Raw genomic sequence first — 18,639 nt, forward strand, 5'->3', positions numbered from 1 at the left:
GGACCTACCCGCCGGGCGGCTTCGGCTATCCGCCGCCGCCGTGGTTCCTGCCGGTCGCGCCGGTACGGCGCCGGGCGCGGCCCGGCCGGGTCAGGACGCCTCGACGCGGGAGCGGGGGGCGGGTTCGTGCCAGCCCCGGTCGTACCCGTGGTCGTGGTCGTGACCGTGGTGGTGGCCGTGACCCTGACCGTGGCCGGTTCCGTGGCCCCGGCCGGACGCGTGGCCGTGCTTCTGGCCGTGACCGTGGCCGCCGCCCTGACCGTGGCCGTGGCCCTGGGTGTGGCTCTGGTCCGCGCCCGGTCCGTGCTCGCGGCCGGATCCGGCGGGCCTTCCCGGACCGGCGGGCCGGACGGGTTCCGCGGGCCCGGCGCCCCGTACCAGATCGGTGTCGCTGGTCAGCCGGACGCCGTCGGCCCGCTGGTAGCGATCGGAGCAGAAGGACCAGTCGAGGTTGCCGCGCATCCACGCCTCCATGCCGTCCGCGTACGACTCGACGGCCTGCCGCTCGCCCCGGGTGAGGCCGAGCCACTGGCCGGAGAGGATCCTCAGCTCCTCCCTGGCCTGCCGGAACTCGTCGACCCAGCGGCCCACCCGCTGGTAAACGGCGTCGATGGCCTCCTGGAGGCCGCAGCCGCGCTCCCGGGCGAGGACGAGAACCCCGTTGGTGGTCTCGCCGGCGACGAGTTCCTTGCGCAGGGACACGATGTCATTGACCCAGACGACCACGTCGGACGCCCGGTTGAACATGGTCTGGAACTGGTCCGACTCGTGCAGAAGCGGGGGGATCTCCCGGTCGGAGGCCACCTCCAGCAGATCGAGGGACGGGGTGATCCCGCCGGAGGCGCGGCGGAGCTGGGTGTAGCCGAGCAGCCCGGGCGTGTGGTGGTGGCGGCGGTTGAGGGACTCGTATTTGAAAGCGGCGAGGAAATGGGTCATATGAAGGGTGAAGCGCATTCGCCAGGCCGCGCTCCGGTCGCGGGCGAGGTCGTGCCAGACCCGGGCCAGTATCGCGTCGAGCCGGCTGGCTGTGGTGGCGGACAGGGTGGCGTCGGGGGTCAGCAGTCGCAGGATGCGGAACGCGGACGAGTCGTGGTCGATGGTCCCCTCGGGCTGTCGGTCATGACAGTCGTCGATGACGAACGCCCAGGTGAACCAGCCCGCGACGGCTTCGGCGCGATGCAGGCCCATGGCGGGGTAGGAGCGGGCGATCAGGGTGCCGAGATGGCTGCGGGCGAGCCGGTCGCGGGCGGCCGGGCTGTCGAGCAGATCGTAGGCGTCGGCCCAGTTCATCACCGCCGCCTCCAGCTGGTCGTGCCAGGGGGAGATATGGGGTTCGAGGGTGAGCAGGGGGTGGCCGGGGGCGGGCCACAGTTCGAGCAGGGCGCCGGTGGCGGGGTCGGCGGCGCGGGTGGGGTCGTCCCCGGGGCCCGACCGGGCGGCCGGGTCGGCGTCGGCCGTCACAAGTCGGGTGGCCACCGGGTCCGCCGGGTGCGGGGCGGGCTGGTAGGGCGTGGGCTGCTGCGGCGCGGGCTGGTACGGGACCGGCTGCTGCGGGGCGCCCGGACAGACGGCCGCCTGGTGACCTGCGGACGGGTAGGCGGCCGGCTCGTGCCCGGCCGGCTGCTGCGGGGCGGACCGGGGGCGGGTGCCGCCGGTCGCGGTGAACGCGGTGGTGGTCATGCGCGGGGCTCCGTCGTCATCGGCAGCGGACCGGTGGTCAGTTCGGCCTTGGCCACCGGCCGGATCCGGTGGCCGGGCAGCGGGCGGAGCCGCCAGGCGGCCGTGATCGAGGCGAGGGCGAGGGTGACCTCGTGGTTGGCGAGGACGTCGCCGAGACACTTGCGGCTGCCGCCGCCGAAGGTGACATTGGCGTTGCGGGGCAGTCGGCAGGCGTTCTCGGGGAGCCAGCGGTCGGGGTCGAAGCGTTCGGGGTCGGCGAAGACGGCCGGATCGCGGTGGAGCGCGTAGGGGCTGAAGAGGATGCTCGACCCGGCGGGTACGGGGTGTCCGGCGAGCCGGGTGTCGGTGACCGCCCGGCGGGTGATGAACCAGACCGCCGGGTAGAGCCGGAGGGCTTCGGCGACGACCCGCTGGGTGTACGGCAGGGCGGGGAGGTCTTCGAGCCGGGCGGGGCGTCCGGCGAGGACGAGATCGACCTCGCGCAGCAGCCTGCCCTCCACGTCGGGGTTCTCGGCCAGCAGATGGAACGCCCAGGTGAGGCCGGAGGCGGGGGTCTCGACTCCGGCCGCGAGTACGGTCATCAGTTCGTCGCGGATCTCGGCGTCGGTGAGGCCGAGGCCGGTGCGCTCGTCGCGGGCGTTCAGCAGGACGGTGAGGATGTCTTCGCGTTCGGTGGAGTCGGCGCGGTAGGCGGCGAGCATCCGGGCGATCACGTCGTCGAGCCGCCGCAGGGCCTGTCCGAAGCGGATGTTGGCGACCGTGGGCAGGGCGTGGAGCAGCGGGAAGGGGATGATCATCCGCCGGTAGACGCCCTTCCAGACGACGGGGAAGGAGCGCTGTACCTCGGCGACGGCGTCGGCGGCGATATCGGCGGAGAACATCATCCGGGCGGTGACCCGGGTGGTGAGACGGCTCATCTCGGTCCCGGCGTCGATCAGCCCGCCCGGCCGCCAGGTGCGGGCGAGCGCGGCGGCCTCGTCCTCCATCACCCTGCCGTAGCGGGTGAGCCGGTCGCGCTGGAAGGCGGGCTGGATGAAGCGCCGCTGCCGCCGGTGGGAGGCGGCGGGGCAGGTGCCGACGCCGTCGCCGAGGAGCAGCTTCATCGTGTCGATGAACTCCCCGCCCTTGTCGAACGTCCTGGGGTTGTGCAGCACTTCCTGGACCACGTCGTGGGTGCTGGCGAGATAGGCCGTGGCGGGGCCGATGCGGAGCTGGACCAGATCCCCCTCATGACGCAGCCCGGGCAGGAAGTCGAGGGGGTGGCGGAAGAGCTGGAGAGCGTTGCCCAGGACGGGCAGCCCGCCGGGGGCGCGGCCGAGACGGTAGGAACGCTCGGGCGCGATCATTGTCGTGCTCACGTGAAGAACCCTTACTGCGGGGACGGCAGGACATACCTGTCGCCTGGTCGTGATGAAAGCCGGATTCGTCGCGCGCACCTACGCCCTCGCACCGGAGCGGGTTCGCCGCCCACTGGCCCGCTGCTGATCCGGACTCCGTCGTCCGGACCGCCTTTCAACCTGACGCAGTGACGGCAGGGACGAGCGGGCGTACGGGCGAGATACGCAAAGTACGCATACGGATTGAAACACTGAGTCCGTCCGAAGTGCCATGTGCCACTCCGACCCGCCGGAGTGATACGAGGGACCACTCGAAAGCATTTCCGTACCGGAATGGCTGTTTCCGGTACGACTCGCGCCCGACGGCCGCCGAGGGTCGCGGGCGACGGCCGTCCGGCTCTCAGCTCACCGCGGGGAGTGGGCAGTTGCCCCCGGGGAGCCGCCGCCCCGGGAATCCGGCGACGGCAGGGTGGCCGTCACCGTGAGTCCGCCTCCGGCCCTGGGTTCGGCGCTCACGTCGCCCTGGTGCGTCCGGGCCACCGCCCGCACGATGGAGAGCCCGAGTCCGCTGCCGCGCGCCGAACCCACCCGGTCGGTGAGCCGCCGGAACGGCTCGAAGAGCACCGGGATCTCATGGGCGTCGATCGACGCGCCGGTATTGGTGACGGAGATGAAGGCACCGAGCGGTCCGGTGCCCGTCCTGATCCGGAGCAGCCCCTCGGTCACGTTGTACTTGACGGCGTTGTCGACCAGATTGCGGACCAGTTGTTCCAGCAGTACGGGATCGCCCAGGGCGGGCGCGGCCCGGAGCGCGGCCTCCACCCGCAGCCGCCGGCGCTCCGCGTCGGCAGCCGTATGGGTGAGCACGGCCCCGGCGACGGCCGCGAGATCGACGGGATGCCGTTCGGCGGGGGCGCTCTCCGCCCGGGCCAGGGTGAGCAGCGAGTCGATCAGCCGCTCATGGCGCTCGTTGACCGCGAGCAGGTTCTCGCCCAGTCTGCGGACCTCCTGCGGCGCGTCCCGGCGGGCGACGGCGACCTCCACCAGGGTCCGGCCCACCGCCAGCGGGGTCTTCAGCTCATGGGCGGCGTTGGCGATGAACCGGTCCTGGCCCACGAACGCCTGGTCCAGCCGGTCCAGCATGCTGTCGAAGGAGTCCGCGAGCCGTTTCACCTCGCCCGGCGGCCCGTCGAGATCGATCCGCTGGTGCAGCGTACGGCCCGCGATCCGCTCGGCGGTGGAGGTGATCCGGTTCAGCGGGCGCAGCAGCCGCCCGGCGACCAGCCAGCCCGCGGTGGTGGCGACCACCCCGACCCCGAGCACGGTCAGTCCGCCCTTGGCCATCAGATTGGTCCTCATGGTGGCGAGGACGTGCTCCCGGGACGCCGGATCGATCCGCACCTCCGGCCTGCCCGCCGCCTCGGCCCAGGTCGACGGCTCGGTGGACGGCCGGTCGTTCGGGGTCCCCGTCGGGCCCGGGGCCACATCGTCGGGCCAGGGCGACTCCGGGTCGGGGAAGAAGACCCGTCCCCCGGTGGGGCCGTCCGTCGGCTCCGGTGACGGATTCGCCGACGGCGGGGCCGAGTCGGCCGTGCCGAAGGGCAGGGAGAGGGTGTACCGCATGCTGTTCCCGACGAGGATCAGCGCCCCGCCGAAGATCGCCGCCCCCGCGACGAAGAACAGCAGACCGAAGACGACCGTGAGACGGACCCGCAGGCTGCCGCCGAGCGCGCGCCGGATCATCGGATCCGGTAACCGACGCCGGTCAGCGTCTCGATCACCGGTTCCCCGCCGAGCTTGCGGCGCAGGGACCGCATGGTGACCCGTACCACCGTGGTGAACGGGTCCACGTTCTGGTCCCAGGCCCGTTCCAGCAGCGACTCGGCCGAGACCGGCGCGCCGTCCGCCCGCAGCAGCTCCTCCAGCACCGCGAACTCCTTCCGGGACAGGGCGATGTACCGGCCGTCCCGGGTCGTCTGCCGGAGATGCGGATCAAGCCGGATCCCCGCCCGCTCCAGGACGGGCGGCACGGCGGGCCGCGAGCGGCGGCCGAGCGCCCTGATCCGGGCGACGAGTTCGGCGAAGGCGAACGGCTTCGTCAGATAGTCGTCGGCGCCCAGACCGAGCCCGGCGACCCGCTCGGCGACGGTGGTGGAGACGGTCAGCATCAGGACCCGTACCTCCGCGCCCGCGGCGACCGTACGGCGCAGCACCTCGTCACCGTGGACCAGCGGCAGATCCCGGTCGAGGACCATCACGTCGTACGCGTGCACCGCCAGGTTCTCCAGCGCCGCCTCGCCGTCGTGGACCACGTCCACCGCGAGCCCCTCGTCGCGCAGCCCCTCGGCCATCGCCTCCGCGAGCATCTCCTCGTCCTCGACCACCAGCACCCGCATACGCTTCCACCGCTCCTCGCCACGTCCGAACTGGCTCAAGTATCCGCGTCCGATGTGAAGACAATGTGAGTGGATACGCTCACCGTGATCGCACGCGCCTTCGGGTCAACTGAGAGTGGGCCGCGTCCGTCGCAGGACACCGCCCGCCCGGACCCCGGACACGGTCGTACGGACCGTCCCTCCCGTCCCGGCCCGTGGGACCACCCCCGTCCCCGGACCGGCACGCCCCGGGCGGGCCCGCGCACGGACGCGGCCCGGCTCCGAACGTCCCCGACGAAGGCTGAACTCCCATGGCTGACCGGCTCCCCACCGCACCCCGCCCGAGGAGCCGCCGGTCCCACCGCGCGGCACCCCCGGCCGGTGCGCGGAGACCCGGATCCCGCCGGGCCGGGCGCCGCCGCCGCTCCCCCGCCGCCACCGCCGTACGCGTCCTGCTGCTGCTCCTCTGTACGGCCGCCACCGGATGGGCCGGGCTGCAACTGCTCCCCGGCGGCGGTACCGAGGCCTCCGCGAAACGCTCCCCGTCACCGCAGGCCGGGACCGTCCCCGACCCCGACACGTCCGCCGCCCCGCCGAAGCGCGCGGCCCCCGCCGCCGAACCCCCGTCCCGGGGCAAGGACCGACCGCCCGCCCGCCCCCGCTACCAGGAGAACGGCCCCGGTACGTACACCTGGGCCCGGGGCACCGGCGAGCGCGCCGGAACCAAGGGGCGGCTCGTCCGCTACGGCGTCAAAGTGGAACACGGCACCGGCCTCGACGCCGACGACACGGCCGCCGAGATCCACGGCATCCTGGCCGACCCCCGGGGCTGGACCCGGCAGGGCGCCGCGTCCTTCCAGTTGGTCGACTCCCCGCCGTACGACATGCTCGTCCACGTGGTCTCCCCCGGCACCACCGACGAACTCTGCGGCGCCTGGGGCCTCGACACCGGCGGCCAGGTCAACTGCGCCAACGCACCGCATCTGGTGGTGAACGTCCGCCGCTGGGTCGAACTCAGCGACCAGTACCCCGACCGCCCCGAGGACTACCACGCCCTGATCATCAACCACGAGGCCGGCCACGTCCTGGGCCACGGCCACCGCACCTGCCCCGGCCCCGGCCGCCCGGCCCCCGCGATGATGCAGCAGATCAAGGGCCTCAAGGGCTGTGTGGCCAACCCCTGGGTCCACGACGCCGAGGGCGACTTGATCGACGGCCCGAAGGTGCCGTGACGCGGGGCGGGCGGCGTTACGACAGCTTCCACCCGACCTCCTGATCGGCGTAGGTGCTGCCGATCCGCACGCTGGCGATCTTCTACGTTCTGGGGGCTTCGAAGACGAGCCAGCCGAGGGCTTTCCGGCCGGGCAGGAGGGTGGTGGTACGGAGTGAGGGTCAGGGCGGGGGGTCTTCACTTGCTGGCTTTTGAGGTCGGGTAAGTGAGCGTAACCATGTATGAGTGGGTGTCGTTGTCAGAGTGTGAATCTGACGGAATGGGCGAAGGCGCAGGGCGTGCATCCGCAGACCGCGTATCGCTGGTTCCGTGAGGGGACGTTGCCGGTACCGGCTCAGCGGGTCGGGCCGCGCACGATCCTGGTGAACATCGAGACCAGCACCGCTCCGGATGCGGTGAGCGGCCTGGGGCTGTATGTCCGTGTCTCCTCGCACGACCAGAAGGGCGATCTGGAGCGGCAGTTGGCCCGGTTGTCCGCGTGGGCGGCCAAGGCGGGCGGCAAGGTCGTCCGGGTCGAGTCCGAGATCGGCTCGGGTATGAACGGCAGTCGCAGCAAGGTCCGTCGCCTGCTGGCCGATCCGGACGTGACCTGCGTGGTCGTGGAGCACAAGGACCGGCTCGGCCGCATGAACGTCGAACTCGTCGAGGCAGCCCTGTCCGCACACGGCCGCCGTCTCGTCGTCCTGGATGACGGCGAGGCCGAAGACGGCTTGGTGCGTGACATGGTGGAGGTGCTGACGTCGTTCTGCGCCCGCCTGTATGGCCGCCGGTCGGCGAAGAACCGTGCCCGTAAGGCGTTGGAGGCCGCCGAGCATGGCTGACTCCGCACTCCGCGAGATCGTGCCGTCGTTCGTGGCCCTCGGCCCCGCCGGTGCGGCGGTCCGGGACCGGCTCACGCGCCTGACGGCCGGGGACGGGGAAGTTCTTCGTCTGATCGGCGTGCACATGGGTTCGCTCGCGTCGAAGGACCTCGTGGCCCGCTGCCGGGATGGTCTGGAGCACTCCACTGATACATGGGCTGCGCGGAAACGCTCGCTGACGCCGGAGTCGTCGGCGCGCTGGGCCGGTGCTGTCACCAAAGCCACTCACGATCAGTGGGCGCTCTCACGTCGCGGCCAGCTCGCGCACGTCCGGAATCTCGAAGCCGGGATCAAGACGATCGCGCACCGCCTGTCGCAGCCGATCGGCGCGAAGGGCACGAAGAACGCCCCCGGCGGCTACCGTTCCGAGGGCGAGTGGTTCCACAGGACCCGCCGCCTGCGCGTGCTCGAAGACCGGCTGGAGCGCGAACGCGCTGACCGTGAGAACGGCCGCGTGCGCGTGGTGCGGGGCGGCAAGCGGCTCGCGCGCAACCGGCACAACCTGGCTGCCGCCCGGCTCACCGCCGAACAAAGGCGGGAACGCTGGGAGGCAGAGCGCTGGTTCCTGGCTGCCGACGGCGAGAGCGGGAAGCGATTCGGCAACGAAACGATCCGCGTCACCCCGGACGGGGAGGTGTCGATCAAGCTGCCCGCGCCGCTGGCTCACCTGGCCAACGCCCGGCACGGCCGGTACGTCCTCGCGTGCAAGGTCTCCTTCCCGCACCGCGGCCCCGAGTGGGCCGACCGCATCGAAGCCAACCGGGCCGTCGCGTACCGCATCCACTTCGATGTGGACCGTGGCCGTTGGTACATCACCGCTTCCTGGCAGTACGCCCCGACGAAGACCATCCCGATCAAGTCCGCCCTGGCCGACGGGGTGACCGGTGTCGACACCAATGCCGACCACCTCGCCGTCTGGCGCCTCGACACCCACGGCAACCCGATCGGCCGACCGCGCCGCTTCTCCTACGACCTGTCGGGCAATGCCGACCACCGCGACGCCCAGGTCCGCCACGCCCTGACGCGCCTGCTGAACTGGGCCAAGACCTGTGGCGTGAAGGCCATCGCCGTCGAAGACCTGGACTTCACCGCCGAGAAGACCCGCGAGGAGCACGGCCGCCGGCGCCGCTTCCGGCAGATCATCTCCGGCATCCCCACCGGAAAACTCCGCGCCCGCCTGACCTCGATGGCCGACCAGTCCGGTATCGCGGTCATCGCCGTGGACCCGGCCTACACCAGCCGCTGGGGCGCCCAGCACTGGCAGAAGCCCTTCACCTCGAAGAACCGAAAGACCACCCGTCACGATGCCGCGAGCATCGCGATCGGACGACGCGCCCAAGGGCACCCGATCCGGCGACGGACGGCACCGCCCCCGCACGACCAGAGTGATCGTGCGGGGCATCGGACCGTCCAGGCCCGACCGAGTACCCCAAGGCGTGAGGGAACCCGCCCCCGTATTCCCGGACCACGGACACGATCCGTGCAGCCGGATACAGAGCGAAAGCGGGAGACCAGGACATCCAGAACCGTTCGGAATGTCCGCAGTGCACAGGCTTGGGTCCAAGACTCACTCCTGCTCACTGATTAGGAACGGTGGACGATGGCGTGCGCGGCCGTGATCTTGCGTTCGGCCGCGGCGAGTTGGGCGCGCTCGGCGGGGGTGAGGTCGAGGTCGACGGGGTGGGGGATGCCGCCGGTGAAGCGGACCGGTCGCCCGGAGTAGGTGCCGTCGGGCCGGCGGGTGGAGAGCACGACAGTGGCGTCGGTCAGGCCGAAGGCCGCGCGGAGGGCGGACACCACGGCGGCGGCCGGGCCGCAGCGGACCCGGCCCAGACCTCGGGCTATGACGCGGGGACGGTCGGCGAGCGCGGCCCGGACCAGATCGGGGTCGTGGGCGAGGACCCGGCCTCCGACGGCTGCCCACCGGGCGACGGCCGCCTCGCCGTGCTCGCCGATCACCTGCCCTCCGGTGACGGCCTCGACCGGAACGCCGTGGGCGCGGGCGAGGGTGATCCGGTAGCGGGCGGTGTCCGTCTCCGCCCCGACGCCGTAGACCCTGGCACATCCCGATGCCTCGGCGAACAGCCGCGTCAGGACATCGACCGGGTTGGTGACGACGACGACCGTCCCCCGGTATCCGGCCAGATGGCGGCCGAACCGGCCGATGAGGGGGGCGTTGGCGGTGAGCCCGGCCATCCGGACATCGCAGGTAGCCGAGTTGGTGAACGGGGCGCGGGGGCAGAGGACGATCGCCTCGCACTCCAGCATCCCCGCCGCGTCGGTCCGGGCGTGGCGGGTCGGCGAGCCGAGCACGGCGGCCGCATCCTCCAGATCGGCCACCAGAGCGTCGGCGGACGTCGCGGTCCGGGACGCTGCCCTGGCACCGCACCTCGCGGCGTCGTCGTCCATCACCGGTGCTCCGCATGGATGCAATCCTCCGCCTCGCGATGCACGGCACCAGAAATCGACAACGCGGTCGGGAGGAGCGGGCGGCGTGGCTGGAGGCGAACTGACCCACCGCCCCGGGCCCACGCCACGGGTCGGCACGGGGTCAGTGCCCCGGTCGGCGAAACCGCGGGTTCGGCCCCGGCGGTGCCCCCTCCTGCCCCAGAATCACCGCATGACACAGGCACCATCTCGCTCCACCACGTCCGGCCCGGCCACCGACGACTGGACGGCCCTGCTCACTCAGGCGTTCGGCATCCTGCTCGACCGCCCGCTGACGGAGTACGACACCGACGCCGAGTACGGCGTCTACCTCGGCGGCAACTTCATTCATGAGATCGATTTCGACCACGATCCGGCGTGGGTGACCCCGGCGGCGCTCAGCGGCGCCGAGCCGGTCGTCTGGGACTATTCGCCGTACGACCGGGGCGAGGAGCCGGTGATACGGTTCGACGCCTCCCGCTCGATCTACGAGATCACCGGCGACGCGCTGCCCCCGGCCTTCACGGCCGATCTGGCGGCGGCCTGCTTCACCGAGGGGATGATCCGGGGCGCGGACCTGGCGCCGCTGCTGGCACGGCACGGGATCGACCTCAACGGCCCGGACTTCCCCGGGGAGTGGGCTGTCTATGTCCACCGGATGATCTCGGACGGCACCCTCTTCGACGCGATGCGGGTCGCCACCGGTCTCGGCCACGGCCCGGAGAGCCTGCTGGAGTACGACGGCGAGGCCGATGAGGAGTGGCGGGAGAAGCTGGAGGCCGTCCCCCACGCCGGGCTCCGCGCCCATCTCGCTTACTTCTGCGACGACGGGACGAACGGGCTGATGTTCTACCCCACCCCCATCCACACAGCCACAGACCCGGACGAGGACGCGGACGACGAGCACTGCTGGCCGTTCGACGACTGCCGGGAGGTCGCCCGCTGGGACGAGGGCCAGAACCAGTTCGAGTTCTTCGTCGTACGGCTCAGTGACACGGTCGCCGGGCGGCCGACCGGCTGAGCGACTGAGGGAGTGGGCGGGACCGACGGCAGCGGCCCCGTGCCACGGGTTCGGGCGCCCGGCTACGGCCTTCCGGCCGTATCGGGGCGGGGACGACCACGGCGCGATGGCCGCGGTGCGGCTGGGCTGTGCGCAACGGGACCGGGTGGACACCCGCTCGGTGGTGGAGGGGCTCCCCACGGCAGCAGAGGTCGCCGAGTCCTGCGCCGCGCTGCACGACCCGTCCCGGAACCAGCTCGTCGTGGAGCACCACGGGAACGTCGTCGGCTACTCGACGATCCGGTGGTGGCAGGAGCAGGACGGGACGTGGTTGTACCTGCACCGTGGTCACGTGCTCCCGGAACACCGCGGACTGGGCATCGGATCGGCCCTGCTCTCCTGGGCGGAAGCCCGAATCCGCTGGCCCGCGCAGCGGCACGGCACGACCCGGACGGCCGCGTTCGGCGGGACCGCCACGGCCTGCGAGCAGGAGGCGGCGAATCCGTACGGGTCCTACGACCTCTACCGGAGCGTGGGCTTCCACCCCCGCAACGAGTACGTCCGCTACCGCAAGCCGATCGCCTCGACCCTCGGCCAGGCCGTTTCTTAGGGATCACCTCGCGGCCCGGATGTGCAGGGCCGCGAGGTGGAGGGCTGCTCGGTAGACCGTTGCCGTTTAGTCGTAGCGGGTGGCCAGTCCGCGCCATTGCTTGAGTTTGCTGATGCACCGCTCGACGGTGTTCCGCAGCTTGTAGGCAGCTTTGCCGAAGGCGGGAGGCCTGCCGCCCATGCTGCCGAGGCGCTGGCGGTTGGCGATCTGGTCGGCCGGCTGCGGGATCACCGCCTGGATCTTGCGCTTGCGCAGGTGCTCGCGGATCGCACGGGACGAGTAGGCCTGGTCGGCCAGCACTGCCGTGGGCCGGGTTCTTGGTCTGCCCGTGGGCCTGGTCACGCGGATGGCGGCCATGACCTGCGTGAACGCGGGTGCGTCACCGGACTGGCCAGGTGTGACGACAACGGCCAGTGGGCGGCACCGGCCGTCGGCCGCCGAATGGATCTTCGTGGTCAGCCCGCCGCGGGACCGTCCGAGGGCATGATCGCACGGCTCGCCGGCCAGAGCCCCTTCTGACGGGCTCCGGCGGCGTGCTCACGAGCCGAAACGCTCGGGCAGGTCCATCCACGGCGTGCCCGTGCGGTACTTGAACGCGATCGCATCGATCACCTGCCTGTGATCACGCCACCGCCCGCCCCGTTTCGGCGTCGGGTCCGGCAGCAACGGCTCAATGCGCGCCCACTGGGCGTCAGCCAACGACACACATCAACCAACGATCAGATGATTCCGAGAGAAACGGCCTAGGGTGCCGCGACCCGGGGGCGGGAGCACCCGCGCGTCGGCGGCCCGGTCGAGCCCGAAGAGACGCCCGACGCGCAGCTTTCCGCGTTCCTACACCCGGTTGCGCAGGAAGCTGTCCGGCGCGTTCCTGTAGGCGGCCTCCAGTTCCGCCACGGTCAGGGTGTCCTCGGGGGCCGGGTGGAAGACGCGGAACGGCTTCCCGTAGGCGGAGACGGTCATCGTGTACGGCTCCTTGCCGCCGATCACCCGCATCCTTCGCAGTACCGGCTTCGGGCCCGTGGTCACGGTGAACTCCATCGTCGCGTCCTTCTCCGAAGAAGAAAGCACCAGAAGCCGTTGGCCGTTCTCGGTGATCGTCTTCCGGGTGAAGGGATCGGAGTCAGAGTCGCCGGTCGATTTCTTCGACACGAACTTACGCATTTCGGACCGGAAATCGCACAGACGGACCATCCCCCGTACATGCCGCGTCGGGCGGTCGGGGCTCACCATCCAGCGGTCCGCGAAGAGTTCCACATCGAATTCCCGCTGCTCCGGGCTGATTCCCGGAACGTTCCTGACCCGCGCCTCGTTCATCTTCACGTAGTGCGCGTTGTCGCCGGTTCTCATGATGACGGTGGAGATTCCGGGATCGGCTCTCAGCTCCACCAGGCATTCCTTGCTCCGGCCCGCCTGCACCACGGCGCGCCCCTGCTGCTCCCACCGGGGCAGGCGCCACTCCATGGTCACCGAGGGAGCGTCCATGAATGCCCGAAACGCTGATTCGGCGGTCCGTATCGACGCCTTGTCGGCGATCGGCGGCGTGGCCTCCTCCTTCGGCTTCGCGGTGTTCTCGGGCCGTGCTGAAGCGGTGGTCTCCGCGCCACCGCCCTGGTCGACGACCATGCCTCCATCCCCACAGGCCGCCGTCCCGAGGGCGAGCAGGGCGAGGGCGACGGCGAGTCCACGAGGCGCGGTGGAGGATCTGACGGGCATGGCGGTACGACTCCGGGTGGTTCAAGGGCTGTGCAAGGGGCAAGTGGCCGGACAACAGGGCCCGTCGTGGGGTCCGGGCGGGTGCGGCTCGTGGTGATCTTCGCATTTCGATGGGTCTCATGCCCACCTCAAGGGATGATCGGGGTCCGTACCGAGCCCTGGAGGGGAACTTCGCATGGCCTGGTCCGAGCGGATCGTGGACCGTGACGGCGTACGGCTCGTCTGCCGGGACGGCGGCGGGACGGGGAGACCCGTGATCCTGCTGCACGGGCTCGCGGGGCAGAGCGGCGAGTGGGACGCCACAACCCGGCTGCTGGAAGGCCGGTGTCGGGTCGTCGCCGTCGATCAGCGGGGGCACGGGGCGAGTGAGCGGCGGCCCGAGGACGTGTCCCGGGCGGCGTACGTCGCCGATGTCGTCGCCGTCGCCGAGCGGCTGGGGCTGGTGGACGCCGTGCTGATCGGGCAGTCCCTGGGCGGGCATACCGCGATGCTCACCGCCGCCGAGCACCCCGGGCTCGTCCGGGCGCTCGTGCTGGTCGAGGCCGGGCCGGGGTCCGGGGATCCGAAGGTGCCGGACGAGGTCGGCGGGTGGCTGGACTCGTGGCCGGTGCCGTTCGCGTCGCGGGAGGCCGCGGTCGGGTTTCTCGGGGGCGGTGCCGTGGGCGAGGGGTGGGCGGGCGGGCTGGCGGAGCGGGACGGCGGCTGGTGGCCCCGGTTCGACCGGGATGTGATGGTCCGCTCGCTCGCGGAAGGCGCCCGGCGGACGTTCTGGGAGGAGTGGGAGCGCGTCACCTGCCCGACTCTTCTGGTGTTGGGGCAGTCCGGGTTCGTACCGACGGCCGAGGTCGAGGAGATGCTGCGGCGACGGCCCGGCACGGTGGCCGTGAGTGTGCCCGGGACCGGGCACGATCTGCATCTGGAGCGGCCGGACGCGCTGTTCGCCGTGGTGGCGGGGTTCCTGGACCGGCTCGGCGGCTGACCCGTCGAACGCCGACAGGGCCCCGGGCCGTCAGCGGTGCGCGTACGACCGGACGACCTCCGCCCACGCCCGGGCCGTCCGCGGCCAGACGTCGCGCAGTACGGGCTCGGCCGCGCGGACCGAGGCGACGGCGGCGGCCGGGTCGGCTCCGGCGCGGGCGGCGGCCGGGCCGTCCGAGCGGGCCCAGTCGGCGACGGCGGTGCCGAGCACCTCGGGATGGAACTGGACTCCCCAGGCCCTCGGGCCGACCCGGAACGCCTGGTGGACGCAGTCGGCGCCGGTGAGCAGCGGTACGGCGCCGGGCGGGAGTTCGGCGATCTCGTCCCAGTGCCACTGGGCGGCGGGCGCGCCGTCGGGTACGGAGCCGAAGACCGGGTCCCCGTCGGCGGCGGGGAGTCGGCGCAGCGGTACGGCGCCGATCTCGGGGCCGTACGGGCGGACCCGGACCGAGCCGCCGAGCGCGAGGGCCGTCAACTGGCCGCCGAGGCATATCCCGAGGAGCGGGATCCCCGTGCCGACCGCCTCGCGGACGAGCGCGCGGACCGCGGGCAGCCAGGGCGCCGTGTCGTCGTCCCCGGCGCCGGGCGCGCCGCCGAGGACGAGCAGGCCCGCGTATCCGGTGAGGGTCGCCGGGAGGGTTTCGCCGCGCCAGGGGTGGACGAGGTGCGGTACGAGGCCCGCCGCGTCCGTCTCGGCGCCCACCAGTCCCGGGCCGGTGCCGTCCTCGTGCTGGATCACCAGGATCCGGGGCGCGCCCGGGTGCGTGGTCACCGTCGTCCGCCTTTGCTCGTCCGGGAGGGGTGGGGGCCGCCGGTCGGGGCGGCCCGTCGGGGCCAAAACCTTTTGAGCGGTGAGAGTGGCCAATATGCTCGGCCAAAAGGTTTTGGCAGTCAAGGGATGGCCGAAGATTGGGTGCGCACCGCAGCACCGCACCACCACGCGCGGACCACCGGGGGCGCCCCGGACCCTGAGGAGGGCACGAGCGATGGCCGGACCGGCCCGACCGCAGCACGCTCCCGAGACCACCCGGTCGATCGGGATCAAGGACGTCGCACGGGCCGCCGGGCTCTCCATCACCACCGTCTCGCACGCCCTCAACGGCAAGGGGAAGGTGAACGCCCGGACCCGGGAACGGATCCGGGAGATCGCCGACGACCTGGGATACCGGCCCAACCCTGCGGCCCAGGTCCTGCTCAGCGGCCGGACCGGGGTGGTCGGCCTGGCCGCCGGACATCAGAGCGCCGAGGCGTGGGAGCGCACCTACCGGCCGTACTACGCCTCCCTCACCGCCGGGGCCACCGTCGAGGCGGTCGACCGCGACTACGCCCTGGTCGTCGTCCCGGCCCGGCCCGGCAGCGATCTGTGGACCCGGATCCCGATGGACGGACTGATCGTCGTGGACCCGGTCGCGGGCGATCCGGTGATCGCGGAGGCGGTACGGCGCGGCCTGGCCCTGGTCACCGACGGCCGCCCGCTCGATCCGGAGCACGCCCGGATCCCTTATGTCAGCGGCGACATGTCGGCGGGCGTACCGCTGGCCCTGGACCATCTGCACGGTCGCGGGGTACGCCGGACCGGCCTGCTGACCGGCCCCGAACTGGACTCGTACACCCTCGACAGCGAGCGGGCCTACGCCCGCTGGTGCGCGGAGCGGGGAGTGGCCGGGCGGGTCGAGCGGATCGCTCCGGGCGAGTCCGCCCGGGACGCGGCCCGCAGACTGCTGGCGGCGTCCGCCGGGCGGCCGGACGGCGTCCACGCCCTCAACGAGACCTACGGCGAAGCGCTGCTGGCCGTCGCGGCCGAGGCGGGGCTCTCCGTCCCCGGCGACCTCCAGATCACCGCGGCGGGCGACCCCGGTCCCGGCCCCCGGCCGCCGCTCACCCTGCTCGATCTCGCGCCGCGCCGGATCGGCGCGCTCTGCGCGGGGCTGCTGATCGATCTCCTCGACGGCCGCGCGCCGCGACCGGTCTCCGTTCCGTGCGCGCTGGTGCCCGGCGCCTCGACCCGCCGCTAGAGCCTTTCGTCCGTGATCAGGTCGCGGTCAGCCCTCCTGCGACCGTGGTGGTGCGGTCCGCAGCCGGACGGCCAGGGCGTGGTTTCGGGCCCGGGAGGCCGACCGCTCCCCGGCCTCGGCGAGGACGTCAGCTCTGGCTTCCGGTCCGGCGTCGAACGGCGCCGGAGAGAACCGGTCGTCGGCTTCGGCGTGCCGTTCCCACGCGTCCCGCCAGAACTCCACCGTCCAGCCCGGCCACAACTCCGGTACCTCGTAGGCCTGCGGCGTGGAGAACAGGGACCACCAGCCCAGACGGCGGCGTTCCGGGTCGAGATGGACACCGGCGTTGACGTGCAGACGGCAGCGGCCGTGCCCGGGGGCGTCCGCCAGCCGGTCGAGCAGGGCGGCGCCTTCGAGGACGGGATGATCGAAGGCGTCGGAGGCGACATGGCAGCGGCCGGTGCCGATCGTGATCACCACACCACCCGGGTCGGGCCCGGCCAGGTCCTCGTCGTCGGGGGCGAGGAACGGAGCCGGAGTGAGGTCCGTATCGCGGCAGCGGACGTACTCCGGGTCCAGTCCGGCGTACTCCCGCAGTTCGGCCGGGCCGTCGTACAGCCAGCGGACCTCCCAGCCCGGCCACGCGGCCCGGATCAGCCCGAACACCGCCGCGCGGTGGCGCAGCTCGGTGCTCGGTCCCTCCCAGGCGAAGAACAGAAGCACTTTCCGGCCGAGGTCGAGCAGGACCCCGCCCTGGGCCATGATGTCGTCCAGCCACCAGCCGTCCCGGCGGAGTCCGGGAAGCATCGCGAGTACCGGCGTCGGCCCGTCCAGCAGGTCGAGATCGATTCCGGCCGCCCAGCCGGTCCGGTACAGCTCGTGTGTGCCGTTCTCGCGGACCACGACGATGTTGGCTCTGTCTCCCATGAGGCCAGGATGACCCGGCGGGAGGCTGCCGGTCACCTGTTTTCGGCGGCACGCTCCGGGGCCGCCGGAACGTCCCGCACCGGGGCCGCTCCGGCGGGCACCTGCCGGGAGAATATTCCGGTTCGTCCACCCGGGGCCGTTCGGGGGATGGTTGTAGGCCACGTTCGCGTACATCTGCCGTAGGCCGCGCGGGAGATTTCGCCACCCGACGGCGTTTCCCTTGCGTCGGAAAGCCGTGGCGGCGTATGCCAGCCTCAGAAGAACGGGGGAGACACATGCCCAATGAGGAACGAGAACTGCCGCAATGCCCCGATGCCCGCCACGGCATGTCGACCGGGGCGGGCGCCGGTGTGCAGCGGCGTCTGGAGATGCTGGTACGGGACTTCCGCAGCAGCCGTCCACCCATGCCCGTGGTCGTGCTCCATACCGAGATCGAGGACGCCCCGGCCCGAACGGCCGCAGCCCCGGACGGGACGGATCCGGCTACGACTCCGGTACCGGCAGCGGAACCGGAGGACCAAATCGTCCACCTGATCGAGGAGTTGTACACGGGCCATGACGCGCACGGCTCGCGCTGTGCCGTCGCCACCGACGCGCGGGCGGAGCCGACGGAGGTCCGGCGGGCCGCCGGGCTCGTACGCGATCTCGGGGATCCCCGGCGCTGGGACGGGCGGCGGGCTCTCTACCGCCGCTACTCCTTTCCCCGGGTCCGGCTGGTCCGGGCCATCGAGGAGGCCGTCGGCGAACTCGATCAGGACTGGCCCCGGATGCCCGCGGCGACGGGTTTCACCTCCGGGCTGCCGGATCCCGCGCAGAGCCTGCTCGATCAGCTCGCCCGGCAGCGCTGGCGGCCCGGCGGCTCGTCCCGCTGGAGCGACCGGCTGCGCCTCTTCGACATGGCGCACATCCTGCCGGTCAGCCTGGTCGCGGTACTCGGCGCGCTGATCGCCCGCGCCCCCTGGGCCGTCGCCGTCGCCTCCGGTGCCGGATTTCTGCTCTTCCTGGTCCTGCTGGACAACGTTCTCCCCGGCCGGGCGCCGCTGTTCCTCTGGTTGCGCCGGGAGAGCCGCTGGTTCCTGACCACGACCTTTCTCCGCGCCGCCTCACCCGGCCGCCCTACCGACTTCTCCCTGGTCCGGCCGCTGCACTCCTGGAACGCCATCGCGGCCCGGGCCCATGAGGTCGCCGAGGCGCTGAAGACGGGCGACGACTTCCAGCTCCAGCTGTACGTGCTGGCGCTCTGCGAGGACCTCCGCGACAACCACCGCCGCTGGAGCTGGGACCTGCGCGGCTTCAAACGACCCCGCCCACCCGTGCTGTTCATCCCGCGGGCGACCGCCGACAACGGCGGCATCGAACTCATCAAGGCCGTCAGCGACGTCCGCAGCCGCCGCAGCGAACTCGACCCGCTCCTGATCGTCGCCGCCGTCCGCCCCGCCGACGTCGCCCGGCTGCAACGCAGCGTCGTCCAGGACGCCGACACCGCCGCCTGGACCTGGTACCA

14 protein-coding genes and 3 pseudogenes are annotated in these 18,639 nt (G+C 72.2%); 8 read left to right on the top strand and 9 right to left on the bottom strand.

Translation table 11 applies throughout. The features are described 5' to 3' along the window. Window positions 1-90 precede the first annotated feature (90 nt). The 4 genes from ABZ714_RS21985 to ABZ714_RS22000 all read right to left on the bottom strand — a co-directional run bounded on the left by ABZ714_RS21985 (window position 91) and on the right by ABZ714_RS22000 (window position 5,413). The gene (locus ABZ714_RS21985; RefSeq protein ID WP_358826977.1) at window positions 91-1,680 is read right to left on the bottom strand and encodes a hypothetical protein; all 1,590 of its coding nucleotides are present in this window, start codon (window positions 1,678-1,680) and stop codon (window positions 91-93) included. Continuing rightward, a complete protein-coding gene (locus ABZ714_RS21990) occupies window positions 1,677-3,038 on the bottom strand; it encodes a cytochrome P450 (protein ID WP_358826978.1) in 1,362 nt (453 codons plus the stop codon). The genes ABZ714_RS21985 and ABZ714_RS21990 overlap by 4 nt, the downstream gene beginning before the upstream one ends. A 384-nt stretch (window positions 3,039-3,422) precedes the next feature. Beyond that, window positions 3,423-4,760 (bottom strand): ATP-binding protein, encoded by a 1,338-nt coding sequence (locus ABZ714_RS21995; RefSeq protein WP_358826979.1) that lies wholly within the window; start codon window positions 4,758-4,760, stop codon window positions 3,423-3,425. Beyond that, complete coding sequence (locus ABZ714_RS22000) at window positions 4,757-5,413, bottom strand: response regulator transcription factor (RefSeq protein ID WP_358826980.1); 657 nt, start codon at window positions 5,411-5,413, stop codon at window positions 4,757-4,759. Before ABZ714_RS22000 ends, ABZ714_RS21995 begins: the two co-directional genes overlap by 4 nt. A gap of 290 nt (window positions 5,414-5,703) precedes the next feature. Between ABZ714_RS22000 and ABZ714_RS22005 the strand changes: the two genes are divergently transcribed. The 3 genes from ABZ714_RS22005 to ABZ714_RS22015 all read left to right on the top strand — a co-directional run bounded on the left by ABZ714_RS22005 (window position 5,704) and on the right by ABZ714_RS22015 (window position 9,071). Continuing rightward, a complete protein-coding gene (locus ABZ714_RS22005) occupies window positions 5,704-6,624 on the top strand; it encodes a DUF3152 domain-containing protein (RefSeq protein WP_358826981.1) in 921 nt (306 codons plus the stop codon). Window positions 6,625-6,868: 244 nt separating this feature from the next. Further along, window positions 6,869-7,444, top strand: coding sequence for an IS607 family transposase (locus ABZ714_RS22010; RefSeq protein WP_358826982.1), 576 nt, complete (start codon window positions 6,869-6,871; stop codon window positions 7,442-7,444). Next, window positions 7,437-9,071 carry an IS200/IS605 family accessory protein TnpB-related protein gene (locus ABZ714_RS22015; protein ID WP_358826983.1) on the top strand — a complete coding sequence of 545 codons (1,635 nt, stop codon included), beginning with the start codon at window positions 7,437-7,439 and terminating at the stop codon, window positions 9,069-9,071. Before ABZ714_RS22010 ends, ABZ714_RS22015 begins: the two co-directional genes overlap by 8 nt. On the opposite strand, the gene ABZ714_RS22020 is transcribed toward ABZ714_RS22015, so the two are convergent. Then, window positions 9,068-9,892 carry a lactate dehydrogenase gene (locus ABZ714_RS22020; protein WP_358826984.1) on the bottom strand — a complete coding sequence of 275 codons (825 nt, stop codon included), beginning with the start codon at window positions 9,890-9,892 and terminating at the stop codon, window positions 9,068-9,070. The genes ABZ714_RS22015 and ABZ714_RS22020 overlap by 4 nt on opposite strands. 211 nt (window positions 9,893-10,103) lie before the next feature. On the opposite strand from ABZ714_RS22020, the gene ABZ714_RS22025 reads away from it, so the two are divergent. Together ABZ714_RS22025 and ABZ714_RS22030 are read left to right on the top strand one after the other, a co-directional pair. Continuing rightward, entirely contained in the window at window positions 10,104-10,931 is an 828-nt protein-coding gene (locus ABZ714_RS22025) for a hypothetical protein (protein ID WP_358826985.1), read from the top strand. Window positions 10,932-11,037: 106 nt separating this feature from the next. Beyond that, a pseudogene (locus ABZ714_RS22030) lies at window positions 11,038-11,406 on the top strand (GNAT family N-acetyltransferase); the annotation flags it as partial. A gap of 183 nt (window positions 11,407-11,589) precedes the next feature. On the opposite strand, the pseudogene ABZ714_RS22035 reads toward ABZ714_RS22030, so the two are convergent. Together ABZ714_RS22035 and ABZ714_RS22040 are read right to left on the bottom strand one after the other, a co-directional pair. Continuing rightward, window positions 11,590-12,225 (bottom strand): annotated as a pseudogene (locus ABZ714_RS22035) (IS5 family transposase); the annotation flags it as partial. Between the two features lie 129 nt (window positions 12,226-12,354). Beyond that, the gene (locus ABZ714_RS22040) at window positions 12,355-13,236 is read right to left on the bottom strand and encodes a hypothetical protein (protein ID WP_358826986.1); all 882 of its coding nucleotides are present in this window, start codon (window positions 13,234-13,236) and stop codon (window positions 12,355-12,357) included. Between the two features lie 175 nt (window positions 13,237-13,411). Between ABZ714_RS22040 and ABZ714_RS22045 the strand changes: the two genes are divergently transcribed. Continuing rightward, window positions 13,412-14,215, top strand: a complete 804-nt coding sequence (locus tag ABZ714_RS22045; protein ID WP_358826987.1) for an alpha/beta hydrolase — start codon at window positions 13,412-13,414, stop codon at window positions 14,213-14,215. Window positions 14,216-14,245: 30 nt separating this feature from the next. Here the strand turns inward: ABZ714_RS22045 and ABZ714_RS22050 are convergent, their stop codons facing one another. Beyond that, on the bottom strand, window positions 14,246-14,986 hold the full coding sequence (locus ABZ714_RS22050) for a type 1 glutamine amidotransferase (protein WP_358826988.1): 741 nt from the start codon (window positions 14,984-14,986) through the stop codon (window positions 14,246-14,248). Window positions 14,987-15,200: 214 nt separating this feature from the next. On the opposite strand from ABZ714_RS22050, the gene ABZ714_RS22055 reads away from it, so the two are divergent. Beyond that, window positions 15,201-16,229, top strand: coding sequence for a LacI family DNA-binding transcriptional regulator (locus ABZ714_RS22055; RefSeq protein ID WP_358826989.1), 1,029 nt, complete (start codon window positions 15,201-15,203; stop codon window positions 16,227-16,229). Window positions 16,230-16,256: 27 nt separating this feature from the next. Here ABZ714_RS22055 and ABZ714_RS22060 read toward each other — a convergent pair whose 3' ends face one another. Further along, on the bottom strand, window positions 16,257-17,135 hold the full coding sequence (locus ABZ714_RS22060; protein ID WP_358826990.1) for a hypothetical protein: 879 nt from the start codon (window positions 17,133-17,135) through the stop codon (window positions 16,257-16,259). 275 nt (window positions 17,136-17,410) lie between these two features. Between ABZ714_RS22060 and ABZ714_RS22065 the strand changes: the two are divergent. Then, window positions 17,411-18,639: pseudogene (locus tag ABZ714_RS22065) on the top strand (ABC transporter substrate-binding protein); the annotation flags it as partial.

The organism is Streptomyces sp. NPDC006798, from assembly GCF_040635975.1.
Taxonomy (GTDB): Bacteria; Actinomycetota; Actinomycetes; order Streptomycetales; family Streptomycetaceae; genus Streptomyces.